The following is a 15,394-nucleotide window of genomic DNA, read 5'->3' as shown; positions in this document are numbered from 1 at the left end:
GTCGCCTTTATCGCCCTTTAGAGATGCCAGCCATTGTGTCTCATTGCCAGTGAATCCATTATCTTGCGCTATTTCATAAGCACTTTTACCATCTGCACCAGCGCCAGTAGGTAAACTGTCAATTTGGCTCTGTAAACTTGTCAATTTAGTATTTACGGCATTAAATGCAGTACCTACATTGTTATAGTTTGATCCTTGAATCGTATATGTGGGATTACCAAAAAAACCATTTGTAAAACCAGCTCCACCGCCTAAAGCGGCGGCCAGAGAGTTTAACTGCCCATAATTCACTGCATCATTTGTAGAAGTACCATTTGCAAGATTGGTAATCTTATTACTGTTAAAGGAGATTTCACCACTGCCGATATCATTTCCGAGTGCACCTTTAGATGTTATCCCTCCAGTCCCCACTTTTAAAGTATCAGTGCTGATGGTTACATTCATATCGTCATATAATAATTTGTTATCAGACACTAGTGTTCCAGAGGGCTGGTTTAAACAATACAGCGTCCCCCAATACTGTGGAGAGATAATCGAGTTATTTAGCCCAGCTGTTGCAATACTCGGATTGGTATTTGCACCTTGCGCACCACAGGTAATTACCTGCTCAGCAAATGTTTGTTGGGAATATATTGTTGCCAAAATTAAGCTAATCGCCATCGTCATTGGCTTCAAGACAATACTATTTAAATTATTTGTATTTTTAATACTAACTAATGTTTTTGAAACAGATATCGATTTATTGGTCTTCCCCTCACCTTTAGCATTTTCTGATACGACAATGATGCACCCTTGAGCTTTGCTCCAAATTTTTTTAAAGATATGGTTCATGTTATTCCCTACTTTTGTGAGTATAAATACATAAATTAGAGAATATTTTCTAAAATAATGAATCGTTGAAATTTGGTATAAATTAAAAAAACCTTTAAATAACAAATTTCAATGATGTCTAATTTATATACTTGCCTTTTAATAACCAAGCAGAAAACAACAACGACGCATCAAGTGAGAAATTATATGAACAACCCTAGATTATTAAGTCATAGAGAACATGAAATTTTTTTAAATGTTAGCTCATGGTTTGAGAATTAAAGAAATTGCAGCAAAACTTTGTATCAGTGATCGCACAGTCTCAACACATCAAGAAAAAATTTATCAAAAACTGCAAATTCATCATCGTGCTAGCCTCATTCAATTTTCACCTTATTATTTAGAGTTATTGAATACGCTTACACCGAGAGAACATACAATTATTGAACTACTGGCCCAAGATTATTGTAGTGAAGACATTGCTTATGAACTCAACTTAACCATCGAAACAATCTATAGCCATAGAAAATCAATAAATAAAAAATTAAAAGGCTTGCAAGAAAAATACGATATTTTGGGGATATCCAAACAAAAACAAATTTCCTTTAATTAAATGGCACATAAACATCAACAACTTTTCAAGAAAATAATAGGTAAAAATTATGAGCGCAGATCCATATTTAGGGGAAATTATTCTTGTTCCATATACTTTTGTCCCTCAGGGATGGGCAGCATGTAATGGACAGCTACTACCTATAGCACAATACCAAGCTTTGTTCAGCTTGTTAGGCACAACTTATGGTGGTGATGGTCGAACTACTTTTGCTCTTCCAAATTTAGGTGGTCGTTTTGCAATGGGGCACAATAATACCAATCAATTGGGTCAAAGTGCTGGTCATAGCAGTACGACCTTAACTGTTGCCAACTTGCCTGCACATAATCACATTGTCCCTGCTGAAACCGTTTCAACTGCAATCTCTTTAACATTGCAAGCAAGCAACGGTGGAGGAAATACAAGTGATCCAACAAATGCTGTGTGGGCAAATGCAAATGATCCAACTACAGGCGGTATTTTTGATACTTTTACTCAAAATCCAAGCCAATTGATGAATATGAAGCCTGTAAGTTCGCCTGCGAACATACCATTACCTCAACAAAATACATCAATTGCAGGTGGCAGTATTCCTGTCGATATCACAAACCCTTATCTTGTGCTTTATTACATTATTAGTTTGCAAGGTATTTACCCTTCTCGTTCTTAATTTATAAATGGGTTTCTATTTATTGATAATCATTTAAATAGAAACTCATTATCACTACATAAACAATTATTAAAAAACATATTAAAACAAACTAACAAATAAAATTAAGATCAAATATTATTAAAATTATTTAACAAAGATATAGAAAATAAATACCATATGTTTATAATAATTAAACACAGATAACAATAGAATAAAATCATGGTTGAGCAACTACAGGAAAGGCAAGATATATTTGACAAAAATATCTTGAGCACCATCTTGCCTAAACCCGTGTTAATTGCAGAAGAAGACCAAAAACTTCAAAATAGGTTAACAAACTTATTAATTAAATTAAATTATAAAAATAGTGATTTGATCATTTCAAATACCCTTAAAGACGCTATTTCTATTGTTAAAGAAAACAGAGTTGCTTTTGCCTTAGTTAATTTAAACCTACCTGATGGAAATGGAACTAAGCTTATTCAAACCCTGAAACAACAGAATTCGAATACTTTAATATTGGTTATCTCTGAATGGGATACAAAAGACGCCGTCTTGACTGCAATTCATGCAGGAGCGACTGGTTATTTATTAAAAGAAAGAAATGATGTTGAAGTTACAATGTCAATCAAGCAGATTTTACAAGGTGGAATTCCTATTGATCCATTTTTAGTGCGTATCATTTTATCAGCAAGACTAAGACAGCCAATTAAGCTTGAACATTCTCCTGAAAATCTATCTACAAGAGAGTTAGAAATTTTAGAATTTGTGACTCAAGGGTTTAACAATCAAGATATTGCAAATGAATTAGGCTTATCACGGTATACCATCGAAGCACATTTACGCAACATTTACAGTAAACTTTCAGTCGATAGTCGCTCTAAAGCCATTAAAATCGCATATTCTCTTGGTCTTTTTTAAAATAAATACAATTTTTATTAAATAAAATTCACTTAATTTTTAAAATAAATAAAGGTGCATTTATTACTAAATAACACCTCAATTAAATATATTTCAAAGGCTTCTGAAAATTAAATTATTCAACAGTCGCTGATAATTTAATTTGATTATTATTAGAAACCATTTCCATTTTTTGAATACTTAATCCCATCTGAGACAATTGCATTAAAAAATTAGCAAGCACAGCATAATTTTGATGTTCTGCGACGATTTGGATTTGCTCACCACTTTGTTGTGATGAAACTGCTAGGCCCTGCTGTTGAGCAGTCCGTTGAATTTTATCTGCTGGTGTAAGATCAAGATCATTCGCAGGCTTCATCGTTGCAGCATTACTCTGCATCCAAACCGTTAAATCTTTAAGTTCATTTAAACGTGTCTGTTGCTGATCTGCTAAAGAATGCATTTTCCAAAGTGCAGAACCGATAATCACAACTGTTAAAAATATTGCCGTGAAAACCACCATAACACGTTCACGAACAGACAAACCCTGTAAATACTGATTGACTGCTTCAACCTTTTGATCAAAAAAGTTTTGTATTCCTGTAAATGCTTTCATTATTTTACTTTTACCACCCCGATTGCACCTACTGTATCGGCTTGTACATTACCTAATTCAGCCTGAAATCCTTGTTGATTCAACTGTTGAGTTAATGCTTGTAAATCATCCGATGATTTGGCTTTCAATGACATCGTCAATTCAGATGCATCGTAATTCACTTGCTGAGCAAGGATTTGTTTTTGCATTAGAATCGGACCTACACGACTCAACAGTGACAATGCTTGCGTATCACCTAACTGGCTCATTCTGAGCTGGCTTTCAAACTGACTTTTTATATTTTGTTCAGTTACACGACTGTTTTCACCAAACCAATATTTATACTGATCAATCGCTTGGGCTGCTGTTTGATCCGCCACCTTTTTGAGCTTAGCCCAGCGTAAACCATCATAAGTCAACTGAACGAAAATTACGGCGATAAAAACGATTGCAGCAGCTTTCCAGTAACCAGACCATTGCACATCAGCATTTTTTGCTTTTGGAAAAACATTAAACGGATGCTGTCTAGGTCGTTGTAACTGCTGAAATTGGTAACTAAACTCACTGCGCTGATCTTTACTCGAAGCAGTTGCCAAACTATCTAATTGTTGAATATTGAGATTAGCAAACTTGTATTGAGTTTCTGGTGCTTGAAACTCAAGAAATAGACCTAAGTCATCAACAGAGTTACCAGACCAAAGATTTTCTCGAACAAGCAAATGATCGTAAATATTTGCGATCACAACTTCGGCTTGTTCTGGTTCAGGTAACATCAAAAAGTCAGGTAAAAAAGCAACAATTTGAATAGGTAATAAACTTAAAGCATGCTGCCAAGTTTCAATGGATGATTGAGCTACACCTAAAATATTAAGTTGATCATTTTGAAAATGATGAACGACTTTCATTTGATCAATAGGTAAAGTTACAAACTCTTCAAGGAGGTATTTTATTCCTTCTTGCCCCAACTGTTTGTAATGTGCTTTCATCATTGTTTGTTGCAAGATTTGAGCATTTCGACTCGGGAAAAAAACAGTCGTCTCTTTCCCTTGATGCTCTTGTAGATCTTGAATGAGTTGTTCAAGACTTTCAGCGACGAACCAATTTTCCCCTGCCGACCAATACCATGTTCCATTGGTTTCGGGCATCCATATATACAGCATCGGTTTTAATTACCCTTTTATCCGCTTAGGATAGATAAAATTTATATTGTTGGCGTAAAACGTTTCTTTTGTGTCGATAAGCCATTTGCAATCACAGTCTGATCATAAATACGCGCTTCGGCTAATGCAAATGGATTAAAACTTTCATGTGTTAATTGTTCTGCAATATGCGCTACGACATTCATATGACATACAACTGCAATAGATTCATATGGTAGTTTTGACAACCATTCTATCGCATCTTTAGCATCATCATCAGGTTTAATTTTATCGCATATTAAAACAGGAATACCTTCAAAGTGTGCCTTAATATGTGACAATGTTTCTTGAGCACGCAGTAAAGGACTTACAATAAAAATCTCAGGTCGAATGACATCTTTTAAAAAATGTCCTGTTTGATCAGCTTGCTGATGTCCACGCGGTGTTAATGGACGCTTGATATCATCACCATCAATAGCTGGAGAAGCTTCACCGTGACGAACTAAAGTGAGTTGCATAAAAATACCTTATTTCTTATCTCTATATTTTAACTATGATTGATGACAATTTGATAAATCTATCATCACTTTACCAGGCCCTTTCTAAAAAGAGCCAATAGATCTATTTTTTATCCCAACCTTAGCTTAAAAGATTGGGATAATACCAATTAAAAGATATTTCATTGCCAGTATCTTTGTTTGCGAGAAAGACCTAAAAGACATCCTACACTTCATGATGAGGTAGTACGAACTCCACATCACTACGATGACCATTTTTCATCAAAGATAAAGCGATCGTCATCGGTGGCGCATTTTCAAAAATAACTTCATATAAAGCATTAGTAATTGGCATATACACATCAAGTTCTTCCGCTTTAGCACGAACTTGAACAATTGTATTGATCCCCTCAGCCGTTTGTCCTAAAGCTTTGGTTGCGTCATCCAATGTTTTACCTGAACCTAAAGCAAAACCAATTTGATAATTTCGGCTTAGTGGACTATTACAGGTTGCAAATAAATCACCAACACCTGACAATCCCAAGAAAGTTAATGGATTAGCACCTTGCTTAACCGCAAAACGACTCATTTCAGCCAAAGCACGGGTCAAAATCATACTCTTGGTATTTTCACCAATGTTATATGCCGCACCCATTCCCATCGCCACGGCATAAATATTCTTTAACGCACCACCAAGCTCTACACCATGTACATCATCACTACCAAATACACGGAATAAAGCACTGTGCAACGCATGCTGCACAGCATAGCGAACCAATTCAGATTCACTCGCAATCACTGTACCTGATGGCATACCTGCCATAATTTCTTTTGCCAAATTCGGACCCGACAAAACCCCATAAGGGACTTCAGGTAATTCTTCACGAATAATATCGCTCATGAAGCTAAAAGTTTTCGCTTCAATTCCTTTCGTGAGTGAAACCACAGCTTGCGAGGTAATAAACGGCGCAATTTGTTTTAATACATCACGGAATGAATGACTCGGAATTGCAACCAGAATAATGTCACGATCTCTTACTGCAAGCTCTAAGTCGGCAACTGCACGTAATGCAGGTTCTAATGGATAATCAGGTAAATAACGTTTATTGATATGCGTTTGATTGATCTCTTCAGCCGCAGCAGCATCACGAATCCAAATCATGGTATCGCAACCATTACGTACTGCTAAATTTGCCATAGCAGTACCAAAACTGCCGCCACCCAACACGGTGATTCTTAATGCTGTTTTTTGATCGACCGCAACAGGCTCAACTAAATCACTAAATTTTAACTCTGTCATTTTTTATCCTGAAACTCTATTTTTAAATCTAAAATAAATTTTAAGTCGCTTGCCATGTTTTCATGAATACTTGGCTATCAATTTCAGCACGTGGTGGAATTGCTTTTGCTGCCGTTCCAACATAAATAATGCCTGAAATGAGATCTTGCTCTTTTAAGCCAAGTTGCTGTTTTAACCAGTTTGATTCAACCACTGCGCCAGAACGCCACATACTTGCAAAACCTTGCGCTTGTAAAGAAAGCAAGAAGTTTTGAATCGCAGCACCTGTACTAAGAATCTGTTCAAAATGAGGAACTTTAGGATGATCTTGTATCGTAGTTAAAGCGAGTACTAACATCGGAGCACGGAACGGATGTTGTTTTACCCTGTCCAACTGAGATGAATCTGTCTCACCTAAATCAGCTAAAGCATTGGCTAACTGCTCACCAAATGCAGCCCTTTGCTCTGGAGTAATAATCACAAAACGAGTTGGTTTCAAACGATGGTGGTCTGGTGCAGTTAATGCAGCTTGGACAGCTTTTTCGAGTTGTTCTGAATTTGGAGCTGGCTCAACGAGTTGACCAATAGATTGACGTTGATGGATATTTTGATGAATTGTCTCGATATTTGAGTCCGTCATTGACATGAATCTAACTAACACAAGGATTTCACTAGATTAGCATAATATACCTAATCTCCACTACTTATCCCCTACGCGCTTCACGATCAATTTTAAAAATTTAACAGACCCTCAGCATAAACTGTACATAATCAGCTAAAGCAATCAAAAGTTGTATGTTCAAATAAAACAATTATGTAGTAACTAGAGAAAAAGCAATGAAAAAAACTTTGATGATGAGTGTATTAGGTGGCTTAGCACTTGGATTAACAGCATGCGCATCTACACCAACCAACACCATCGCGATTCAAAAAGAAAATAATCAATATGAAGTGACTGGAATTGGCAAAACTAATCTCATTTCAAAAAATAACGCAATAAGTGCAGCACAAAAAACGTGTACTAAAAATACATCACCTGTCGTGGTAGATGAGAAAACGACTTATCAAGGTGTATTAAAAGGTGTAGTCGATGAGCAAACAGGGAAAATGGTTGAAGCCGCCGCAGGTGTCATTGGAACATTGACTGGTAAAAATGCGTCTTTGGCTAAAGATGATGATTATCAAACCACCCTAACATTCTACTGCAAACCAAATGCTTAAATAAAAAAAGCCGATGTAATCACATCGGCTTTTTATGTCAAAATAGCTTACTGAGCTTCGCTCGCTGCTACTTCTGATGCTGCACCTTCTACAACATCAGTATTCTTTTCATCTAAATTCGGTTTATCGATCGCATCGATCGCAGCTTGTTGTTCTGGAGTAGTCTGTGTTGCTACAGTTGAAGCTGCTTGTTCTTGCTGTTCAGCATTATTCGCTTCTTCTTTTTTTGCACATGCAGTTAACATGATTGGTGCAATGATTAAAGCGGCAAGAGTTAATTTAAATTTCATCACGGCTTTCCACAGTTACTTGGTTAAGTTGATGACAATCATATTTCAAATATATGACAATTTTATGACTACTTTGTAATGCAAAAGTAAAAGAGCCGATTTACATCAGCTCTTTAGTTCTATCTTTTATTATAAATCAATCGATTAACGCAATTAAGCACGTTCGAGTAAAACAGCAACAGCAGGTAAAGTTTTGCCTTCTACAAATTCTAAGAAAGCTCCACCACCTGTTGAGATATAACCAATTTGATCAGCAACTTCATATTTATCAATCGCAGCAAGCGTATCACCACCACCTGCAATTGAGAAACCAGCTGATTCAGCGATCGCCAATGAAAGTGCTTTCGTCCCTTCACCAAATTGATCAACTTCAAATACACCTACTGGGCCATTCCAAAGAATCGTTTTTGAAGTTTTTAAGATCTCAGCAAAAGCTTTAGCAGTTTCAGGGCCAACATCTAAAATCATGTCAGTATCTGCAACATCTTCTACTTTCTTAACAACTGCTTGAGCATTTGCTAAAGAACCCAAAAAGTCACTGAAGTCAATTTGAGTTGCATCAGCAACCACGACATCAGTTGGTAATGGCACACTTACTTTTGCAGCAATTTGTTTTGCTGTTTCAACTAAATCAGCTTCGTAAAGTGATTTACCCACATTGAAACCAGCCGCAGCTAAGAATGTGTTTGCAATACCACCACCGACGATCAATTGATCACAGATTGTAGAAAGTGAATTCAGTACATCGAGTTTGGTTGAAACTTTAGAACCCGCAACAATTGCAACCATTGGCTTTTCAGGTGTTTGCATTGCACGACCTAAAGCATCCAATTCAGCTGCCAACAAAGGACCCGCCGCAGCAACTTGAGCAAAGCGTGCTGCACCTTCAGTTGAAGCTTCTGCACGGTGTGCTGTACCAAATGCATCCATGACGAATACGTCACAAAGTGCTGCATATTTTTTAGCAAGCTCTTCGTTATTTTTCTTTTCGCCATGATTGAAACGAACGTTTTCAAGCAATACAACTTGACCTGCTTCGACTTCAACACCATCTAAATAATCAGTAAATAATTTTACTTCTTGGCCTAAAGCTTTTGTTAAATACGCAGCTACAGGAGCAAGTGATTGTTCTGGTTTTGGCTCACCCTCTACAGGACGACCAAGATGAGAAAACACCATAACTGCTGCGCCTTTTTCTAAAGCAGCTTTAATGGTTGGCAATGCAGCACGTAAACGTGCATCGCTAGTAATTTCCCCATTTTTTACAGGAACGTTTAAGTCTTCACGAATAAGAACACGTTTACCTGCTAAATCAAGGTCAGTCATGCGCTGAAAATTCATGGATGGCTCTCTAGTTGATTTTAAAAACGGCACAATTTTAAATGATTCTCTGAAATAAAGGTGAGTTTTTTTGCAGAAAAGCTGTCTAAAGCTTCACTTTTGATTATGATAATCATCGTCATTAAATCTATATATTATTATGTCTATTCATCCTGATCCTAAAATTAATCGCTTAAATGTGCTTGGCGAACCTTTATCCAGCTGTTGTTATGACCCAATCACTGGGTATTTTCGTAACGGTTTTTGCCATACGGCAGTTACTGATCTAGGTCAGCACACCATGTGCGCCCAAATGACTTCAGATTTTCTTAATTTCTCACAAAAAGTTGGTAATGACTTAATTACTCCATTACCCGAAGTAGGTTTTCCAGGCCTAAAACCAGGTGACTTCTGGTGTATTTGTGTGACCCGTTGGGTTGAGGCTTATGAAGCAGGACATGCACCTCCAATTAAGCTGAATGCTTGCCATAATGCTGTTTTACACTATGTACCACTCAATATTCTTGTGGAATATGCGGTCTAATGAAGCCATTAGAATTGATCTTGGCTTCTAGTAGCCAAACCCGTAAAGATTTGATGGATCGTTTACGTTTGGAATATCGCTGTATTTCACCTGATATTGATGAATCTGCAATGGGTGAATTACATGCTGATGATTTAGCTAAACGATTGGCATATGAGAAAGCTCATGTTATTTCCACAGAGCATCCTAATGCCATTGTCATTGGCTCTGATCAAGTGGCGTGGCGTGAACATGCACCCTATGACTTTATTGGTAAACCATTAACTGTTGAGAATGCCATTCAACAATTACTAAAAAACTCAGGGAAAACTGTGTTTTTTAGTACGGCGCTCAGTGTTCAACATTTGCAATCTGGCTTTGAAACCACGCTTGTAGAACATTATCAAGTCAAATTCAGAGAACTCACTTTAGCTGAAATCGAACGCTACATTGACATAGACCAACCCTTGCATTGTGCAGGCAGTTTTAAATGTGAAAGCTTGGGTATTAGCTTATTTGAGAAAATGCAGGGTGATGATCAAACCACGTTGATGGGGCTACCTATGATTCAGTTATGCAAGATTTTGCGGAAATTCGAATTAAATGCTCCGTGAAGATTACCCTTAGCTTGAATGATCAAACTAAGGGTAATCTTTATTCTTCAACAACAGTCACTTTCTTTGGTAAAGCAAACCAAATAAATATAGACAATATAAAAAACAGGAATGCAGCGACATTCAGAACAGAACGGTGTGATTGACTGAATGCTTGTTTCGCGGCATCAATGACTGTTTCAGCAAGCGCAGGCTGTAACTGTTTGACGACTTGCATTGCCTCTCCGATTGAACCACTCACCTGCTCAATGAATGCATGTGGCAACTCATTTGGAATAATAATTGAGTTGGCATAAAACCATGAAAGCATCAAACCGAAAAAGGCAATTCCCAGACCAGCTCCTAATTCATACGCCATTCCTTCGATTGCTCCTGCTGCTGTCGCTTTACTCGGAGGTACAGAAGACATAATTGCTGAGGTAGACGACAATAATGCAATTTCCACACTTAAGCCCAAAACCACCATCAATGCCCAAGCCGATATTTGTGCATTCATAAAATCTGTATGCGCCAATCCCCATAAGCTAATCGCACTCATTAACATTCCAAGTGACGCAACTGAGCGTAGACCAAAGCGATTCACCAACAAACTTGCAATTGGCCCACCCAAACTAATGGCGATCATAAATGGCAAGATAAATGCGCCTGCCGCAAGTGGTGAAAGCTGATAAACAAACTGTAATTCTTGAGAAATTAATAGCTCAAATCCAACCAAAGCCATCATTGATAAAATGGCCATGATGACGCCTGTCGCAATCACAGGATGCTTAAACAATTGGATATCAATCATTGGAGCATCAGAAATTAACTGTTTACGTACAAACCCAACCAACAAACCCAGACCCACAGCAAAAATCAGTACCGACCAAATTGAAAAGCCATGCAGCACTGATTTAATGGCATAAATCATACTTAGAATAGCCACAACTAAAATAAGCGCTTGCAATAAGTTCAAGCTTTGTTTGGGTTGCCCTATTTGCTTTGGAATCACAAAGACAGTTAAAGCAAGTACAGCAATCATAATCGGAACATTGATCAGGAACACTGATCCCCAATGAAAGTGCTCAAGTAAAAAACCACCAAGCAATGGGCCAAAGGCTGCGCCACCACCACCTACAGTCGCCCAAATACCCAAAGCAAAGTTACGCTCTTTCTCATCTAAAAAAGTATTACGTACAGCAGATAAAGTCGCTGGCAAAATCATTGCTGCACCAACGGCGAGTAATGCTCTTGATGCAATCAAAGTCAAAGCTGTTGGTGAAAATGCAGCAGCTAAAGACGCTAAACCAAATAATAGACCACCAATAAGCATCAATCGTTTAAAACCGATGCGATCACCCAAGGCACCCATTGGCAAAATAAGCCCTGCCATAACCAGTGAATAAATATCAATGATCCACAACATCTCATTTGCCGATAGTCCAAGTGACTCACTCAATGTAGGTGTAGCGACATGTAAAACAGTTGCATCGATCGAAACAGGAAGATAGATCAATACGATGATTGCAAGAATTAACCACTTGCGTGACATAAATGCCTCTAAATTTTGGACAGTTGTTCAAATTGGTGCAATTATAAGCAAAATTGAACACTTGTCCAACTTTAAAATATAAGTTAATTTGTATCTGTTTTTACAAAACGAGTTTTGGTCAGAAAAATGGCTTATTTAAATCGAGAACAACGCCGTGAAATGATTTTACAAGCAGCCATGCATGTTGCTTTAAATGAAGGATTTTCAGCGATGACTGTTCGCCGTATTGCAACCGAAGCACAAACCTCTACAGGACAAGTTCATCACCATTTTGCATCAAATTCTCACCTTAAAGCAGAAGCTTTTATCAAACTTATGCAACAACTCGATGAAATTGAAGACCAAGTAAATACTGTAAATTATTTACAACGTGTCTCTCTTTTATTGGGTTGTGAAAATATTGAGCAAATTCAGCCTTATCTCCGTTTGTGGAATGAAGCTGAAATCCTGATTGATCAAGATTTAGAAATTAAACATGCCTATAATCTAGCAATGCAAGATTGGCATCGCTCAATTGTCCGAATGATTAATGAGGGTAAAAACCAAGGTGAATTTAACTTTGAATCAGATAGCCAAGACATTGCTTGGCGATTAATTGCTTTTGTTTGCGGTCTAGAAGGTATATATAAATTAGGACTGAATGGTCTAAATGATGCAGACTTTAAACGCCATACCGAAGCTATTTTACAAGCAGAGCTATTTAGAAAATAGATGCAATACACATCACCAATATTACAAAGTTCAAGAGTCAATCTATTTGTATTTCAAATGGATGATCTAGTAGATATATACTCTTGTATTACCAAAATCTTAACTCGCTATATGGCTTGGGAACCTGCTGAGAATTTTCAAGCGTTAGAACAAATTGGACAGCAATCGCTGCTAGCCGAATCAGAGAGTACAGATCATCACTTTGTTTTACGGTGTAAAGAAACACATATTTTTATTGGTCTGATTGGTGTACATCGCGCCCAAACACCCACACCAGAGCTAGGTTTGTGGATCAGAGAAGACTATCACAATCAAGGTTTTGCCAAAGAGTCAATTTACGAAGTTTTCCGCTGGGCTTCTGAAAAAATACAACCTAAATATTTCTTGTATCCCGTTGCCATTCATAATTATGCGAGTCGAAAACTGGCAGAGTTTTTTAGGTGGCGCAGTTGTAGATAAAAAGACTGAGAGGAAATATGACGCTGTCATTTATCATATTCCTCCGTATTTAGACCAATTAACTTAAAACCAGCCTTTTCTTCCTTTTAGAATTTCATCTGCGCAACGTAAAGTTTCTTGGCTCAAGCCCCACAAACGATAATCGCCCGTAGCTGAAGTAATATTAAAATTGTGCGTATAAGCAAAGCTTAGTTCTCGATCTGGATCACACCATGCGCCTGAACCATTAAAACCAACATGACCGAAGCCATGCGGTGCACGTTTGCCCATCGTTAAGATACGGTGATAACCCAAACGCCAATGCATAGGAATCGGCATAACTCGATCACGAGTCTTGCTTTGTACCGTACTCAATTGCTTAAAGACTTCTGGACAAATCAGTTGTTGCCCCTGCCACTGTCCTTGATTAGCAAGCATTGCGTATACTTTTGCAAGGCTATTTGCAGTGAAAACACCATTTGCAGCAGGAATGACCGCTTGTAAACCCGCATCACTATAAAAACTAAAATTACGCATCCCTTTTGGAATCATCGCATCTTGGAAATCTTGTGGACTTTGCCCAGATAACTCTAACAATCTTTCTGATAAAGATGTTTTACGAGCGGCTTGAGGCTTTTGTACTTGCGGTTTTGCTTGAGATTGAGACTTAGGCTTCTCTAATAACCGTGCGACACGCCCCAACTCCGAAGTTGGCGTACCAAAATATGCACCATCAAGCTCAAGTGGCTGTACAAGATAGCGTTGCATTAACCAACTTAAAGGCTGTTTTGCTGCTTTCTCAAGAACCCCACCAATAATCCAACCATACGTGAGCGGTTGATAAGCAAAGCTTTGTCCTGCTGAAAAGCGTGGTGTAGCAGCAGCCATAACATCTAGCATATGTGACCAATCCAACATTTCTGTTGCTGTCTCAATGGTATTTCGAATATCGAATAAACCACTTTGGTGAGACAGTACATGGCGTACAGTTATTGCTTGCTTGCCATTTTGTGCAAACTCTGGCCAATAATGTGCAATCGGTAGATCATAATCCAGTATGCCTTCGCTCACTAAAATATGTGCAAGCGTGGCTAAAATTCCTTTTCCTGTTGAATAGCACATCGACAAAGTATCTGCTTGCCAAGCTTCATCCTGAGATTTCTTACCCGTGAAAATATCAACAACTTTTTGACCTTTAAAATACACCACTAAAGCTGCGCCACCTTTATGACTTCGCGCATCTTGTAGACGGCTAAATTGCGTTGCTAGATCAACAAAACGGTCATCAACATTGCCACGATAATTATGTGTGTCGGCAAATAAAATCTCTTTAATCAATGTACGCATCCTTATGATATTTATATTTTTAAATATCCCTCTTGCCAACAAAAGGGATATTGAACATATGAATAATGGCTTAGATTGCTTTTACAGTACCCGCAACATGTGGCTTCTTAGATTTAACATTACGAATTAAAAAGTCAGTTTGCTTAGCATCTGTAGCAGTTAAAAATTCAACTTTTGAAGGTAAGTACATTGGTAACTTAAACCATACGTCTGCTTCATAAGCATCTGGAAGCTGCACATTTGCTAAAGCTTTTGCTTTGCTCCACATACCATGTGCAATTGCTTGTTTAAAACCAAAAGCTTTTGCAGTCACCGCATGAATATGAATTAAGTTGAAATCACCTGAAATCAACGCATAGCGACGGCCTGTATTTTCTGAAATATTCCATTCAGCCTGCGGTTGATAAGCGGGCTCTTGAGTATCTTTCGCTTTCTCAGCCGCTTTTTTCTCAACTTTCTGACGTGACAGATATGTTGTCAGGCTTTCCATCACAACTTCACCACCAACCTTCGCCGTCGTAATGAAATCAAACTGTAAACCTTTATCATGTGGTTTCAGCTCACCAAACTTGCATGACAATGTGATTTGTTCATTCACACCGATTTTACGCATTTGTTTGATCTGATTGCGGATATGAACTAAACCTAAAATTGCAAATGGGAAAGCTTCGCTTGTCATCATATGCATTTGTAGGCTTTGAGATAGTACGGCTAAATAGATCGCAGGCACAAAACCATCATTTTTAAAACCACAGATTTCGTTATAGCTTTCTAAATGCTTGGTATCAATTTTTAATGTATCCACCACATACTCAACTTGTGGTAATACTTTCTCGCCTTTTGGCTTTTTAAAAATTAAACCCTGAATAACTTTTGGATAAGCCAAATAAGGTTTTGGTAATTCACTAAAATGACGTGTGTTCATAATCAACCTT

18 protein-coding genes and 1 pseudogene are annotated in these 15,394 nt (G+C 37.7%); 8 read left to right on the top strand and 11 right to left on the bottom strand.

The genetic code is table 11. The annotated features are described in order from the left end of the window. Positions 1-831: ESPR-type extended signal peptide-containing protein (locus tag ACT4_RS05205; RefSeq protein ID WP_007480274.1), on the bottom strand; the 831-nt coding region annotated here is incomplete at its 3' end. 235 nt (positions 832-1,066) lie between these two features. On the opposite strand from ACT4_RS05205, the gene ACT4_RS05200 reads away from it, so the two are divergent. The 3 genes from ACT4_RS05200 to ACT4_RS05190 all read left to right on the top strand — a co-directional run bounded on the left by ACT4_RS05200 (position 1,067) and on the right by ACT4_RS05190 (position 2,975). Continuing rightward, on the top strand, positions 1,067-1,423 hold the full coding sequence (locus ACT4_RS05200; RefSeq protein ID WP_007480273.1) for a LuxR family transcriptional regulator: 357 nt from the start codon (positions 1,067-1,069) through the stop codon (positions 1,421-1,423). A 49-nt stretch (positions 1,424-1,472) separates the two neighbouring features. Beyond that, on the top strand, positions 1,473-2,072 hold the full coding sequence (locus tag ACT4_RS05195; RefSeq protein WP_007480271.1) for a phage tail protein: 600 nt from the start codon (positions 1,473-1,475) through the stop codon (positions 2,070-2,072). 201 nt (positions 2,073-2,273) lie between these two features. Further along, positions 2,274-2,975: a response regulator transcription factor gene (locus tag ACT4_RS05190; RefSeq protein WP_023013729.1), complete on the top strand. Its 702-nt coding sequence runs from the start codon at positions 2,274-2,276 to the stop codon at positions 2,973-2,975. 115 nt (positions 2,976-3,090) lie between these two features. Here ACT4_RS05190 and gspM read toward each other — a convergent pair whose 3' ends face one another. The 5 genes from gspM to ACT4_RS05165 form a co-directional block, all read right to left on the bottom strand. After that, positions 3,091-3,570, bottom strand: coding sequence for a type II secretion system protein GspM (gene gspM, locus ACT4_RS05185; RefSeq protein WP_007480268.1), 480 nt, complete (start codon positions 3,568-3,570; stop codon positions 3,091-3,093). Beyond that, positions 3,570-4,709, bottom strand: a complete 1,140-nt coding sequence (gspL, locus tag ACT4_RS05180; protein ID WP_007480266.1) for a type II secretion system protein GspL — start codon at positions 4,707-4,709, stop codon at positions 3,570-3,572. Before gspL ends, gspM begins: the two co-directional genes overlap by 1 nt. Positions 4,710-4,750: 41 nt before the next feature. Then, positions 4,751-5,206, bottom strand: a complete 456-nt coding sequence (locus tag ACT4_RS05175) for a histidine phosphatase family protein (RefSeq protein ID WP_004878795.1) — start codon at positions 5,204-5,206, stop codon at positions 4,751-4,753. A gap of 205 nt (positions 5,207-5,411) precedes the next feature. Then, positions 5,412-6,485 (bottom strand): NAD(P)H-dependent glycerol-3-phosphate dehydrogenase, encoded by a 1,074-nt coding sequence (locus ACT4_RS05170; RefSeq protein WP_004878794.1) that lies wholly within the window; start codon positions 6,483-6,485, stop codon positions 5,412-5,414. Between the two features lie 40 nt (positions 6,486-6,525). Next, complete coding sequence (locus ACT4_RS05165; RefSeq protein WP_007480264.1) at positions 6,526-7,104, bottom strand: nitroreductase; 579 nt, start codon at positions 7,102-7,104, stop codon at positions 6,526-6,528. A gap of 197 nt (positions 7,105-7,301) precedes the next feature. On the opposite strand from ACT4_RS05165, the gene ACT4_RS05160 reads away from it, so the two are divergent. Continuing rightward, positions 7,302-7,685 carry a hypothetical protein gene (locus ACT4_RS05160; protein ID WP_007480263.1) on the top strand — a complete coding sequence of 128 codons (384 nt, stop codon included), beginning with the start codon at positions 7,302-7,304 and terminating at the stop codon, positions 7,683-7,685. 47 nt (positions 7,686-7,732) lie between these two features. Here the strand turns inward: ACT4_RS05160 and ACT4_RS05155 are convergent, their stop codons facing one another. After that, positions 7,733-7,975, bottom strand: a complete 243-nt coding sequence (locus tag ACT4_RS05155) for a hypothetical protein (RefSeq protein ID WP_004878790.1) — start codon at positions 7,973-7,975, stop codon at positions 7,733-7,735. A 153-nt stretch (positions 7,976-8,128) separates the two neighbouring features. Then, positions 8,129-9,316, bottom strand: a complete 1,188-nt coding sequence (locus tag ACT4_RS05150) for a phosphoglycerate kinase (protein WP_007480262.1) — start codon at positions 9,314-9,316, stop codon at positions 8,129-8,131. A 139-nt stretch (positions 9,317-9,455) separates the two neighbouring features. On the opposite strand from ACT4_RS05150, the gene ACT4_RS05145 reads away from it, so the two are divergent. Continuing rightward, the gene (locus ACT4_RS05145) at positions 9,456-9,839 is read left to right on the top strand and encodes a DUF2237 family protein (protein ID WP_004878785.1); all 384 of its coding nucleotides are present in this window, start codon (positions 9,456-9,458) and stop codon (positions 9,837-9,839) included. Then, complete coding sequence (locus ACT4_RS05140; protein ID WP_007480260.1) at positions 9,839-10,432, top strand: nucleoside triphosphate pyrophosphatase; 594 nt, start codon at positions 9,839-9,841, stop codon at positions 10,430-10,432. Before ACT4_RS05145 ends, ACT4_RS05140 begins: the two co-directional genes overlap by 1 nt. 40 nt (positions 10,433-10,472) lie before the next feature. Here the strand turns inward: ACT4_RS05140 and ACT4_RS05135 are convergent, their stop codons facing one another. After that, complete coding sequence (locus tag ACT4_RS05135; protein ID WP_007480258.1) at positions 10,473-11,963, bottom strand: MFS transporter; 1,491 nt, start codon at positions 11,961-11,963, stop codon at positions 10,473-10,475. 126 nt (positions 11,964-12,089) lie between these two features. On the opposite strand from ACT4_RS05135, the gene ACT4_RS05130 reads away from it, so the two are divergent. After that, positions 12,090-12,674 carry a TetR family transcriptional regulator gene (locus tag ACT4_RS05130; protein WP_007480257.1) on the top strand — a complete coding sequence of 195 codons (585 nt, stop codon included), beginning with the start codon at positions 12,090-12,092 and terminating at the stop codon, positions 12,672-12,674. Then, positions 12,675-13,200, top strand: a pseudogene (locus tag ACT4_RS05125) (GNAT family N-acetyltransferase). Here ACT4_RS05125 and ACT4_RS05120 read toward each other — a convergent pair. Further along, positions 13,197-14,450 (bottom strand): serine hydrolase, encoded by a 1,254-nt coding sequence (locus ACT4_RS05120; protein ID WP_007480254.1) that lies wholly within the window; start codon positions 14,448-14,450, stop codon positions 13,197-13,199. The pseudogene ACT4_RS05125 and the gene ACT4_RS05120 overlap by 4 nt on opposite strands. Positions 14,451-14,529: 79 nt before the next feature. Next, a complete protein-coding gene (locus ACT4_RS05115; RefSeq protein WP_007480252.1) occupies positions 14,530-15,384 on the bottom strand; it encodes a MaoC/PaaZ C-terminal domain-containing protein in 855 nt (284 codons plus the stop codon). Positions 15,385-15,394: the final 10 nt, after the last annotated feature.

Source organism: Acinetobacter sp. NBRC 100985, assembly GCF_000241225.1.
GTDB classification, from domain to species: Bacteria; Pseudomonadota; Gammaproteobacteria; order Pseudomonadales; family Moraxellaceae; genus Acinetobacter; species Acinetobacter venetianus.
This window is presented reverse-complemented; position numbering and strand designations above follow the sequence as displayed.